Genomic DNA, 1129 nt, shown 5'->3' with positions numbered 1-1129 from the left:
ACCGGATTGGCACTGGCCTACGTGCCAATCCGGTACCTGGAAATCATCATCAGCGTCGATATGGACGAATATAAAAACATTTACGTTATATCCCAAAAACACACAGGTCTTAGGGAGGTTTAAACTGTGTATTAACACCTATCGTATTGACGGGCGTGAAATGGCAGAAACAGAAGTCATTCCTATTGACATGCCTGACTCTAACGGCGAGATGACTTGGCAAGCCAAAAACTACACACAGTATTCGTCCTACTTTATGAAGATTACTTGCTTGAAATAGCTTATTGGCAAATGGCATATACAGTTATTGAACCATTCTGATCTTCGGTTGTATCGCACGCAGCCGACCATGAGTTATTGGCTGATGGGAATGACCTGGTAAGCCATATGTAACCAGTTCGTGAGGTGCATATTCCGCCGCCACCTGTAACACGTTTTCCAGTTGGACAGGTAGCTGTTGCTCCAGGAAAGCGCCAACCTGTGGCCTGTGCTGTAGCAATTTGAAGCTCACCAGATCCTACCTTTCTCCAGGTACCGGATTGGCACGTAGGCCAGTGCCAATCCGGTACGTGGGGGACAATAGGTGGAAAACTCAAAGTTACTCAGCTTTCCACCACAGGTTATCTGGGGCAATTCGACTTCTGTGCCATTGCCAGAATGGGCAACGCAGAGGATGCCCACTACTGCCAGGTAGTTGAGAGCCCAGCAGGTTCACGCAAATGGTACAAATACGAGCATAAGACAGGTTGTATTGCGTCGTGTGTAACGCTCAATTAAGTTTGATATCCAAATACTGAAAATACCCCGGCACCACATGATGTATTTTCTGTTGGATAGGATGTTATCTGATAGGAAGTACCTGCAGGTACAGCAAAGCTGATAAAGGCTGTTTTTCCATATGCAGGGTTATTGCTGGCATTCACGCTAATTAGCGTCCCACCAACATATCCCTGCAGTCGGGATGTATTTGCACATGCACCTCCGGCAGATCCTCCATTACCTCCAGATGCATAAATAAACAATGTACTGCCCCCTGAATTCCGCCCTGAGAATGAACCTCTATGTGAACCTAAGTTTGTGTAAGAACCATTGAGCGAACCAGAAGTCTTCCACGTACCGGATTGGCACG

The 1129-nt window shown here is 46.7% G+C and carries 1 protein-coding gene and 2 pseudogenes; 2 read left to right on the top strand and 1 reads right to left on the bottom strand.

What is annotated here, in order from left to right; all coding sequences use genetic code 11:
* Positions 1 to 280 (top strand): annotated as a pseudogene (locus FC814_RS23855) (Shufflon protein B); the annotation flags it as partial.
* Between the two features lie 275 nt (positions 281 to 555).
* Positions 556 to 777: pseudogene (locus FC814_RS23850) on the top strand (prepilin); the annotation flags it as partial.
* Here FC814_RS23850 and FC814_RS22505 read toward each other — a convergent pair.
* Positions 774 to 1129: hypothetical protein (locus FC814_RS22505; protein WP_014654004.1), on the bottom strand; the 356-nt coding region annotated here is incomplete at its 5' end. The pseudogene FC814_RS23850 and the gene FC814_RS22505 overlap by 4 nt on opposite strands.

Origin of the sequence: Escherichia sp. MR, assembly GCF_005280595.1 — a bacterium.
Taxonomy (GTDB): domain Bacteria; phylum Pseudomonadota; class Gammaproteobacteria; order Enterobacterales; family Enterobacteriaceae; genus Escherichia; species Escherichia ruysiae.
The sequence above is the reverse complement of the archived record's forward strand: the minus strand, read 5'-3'. Positions and strand labels throughout refer to the sequence as shown.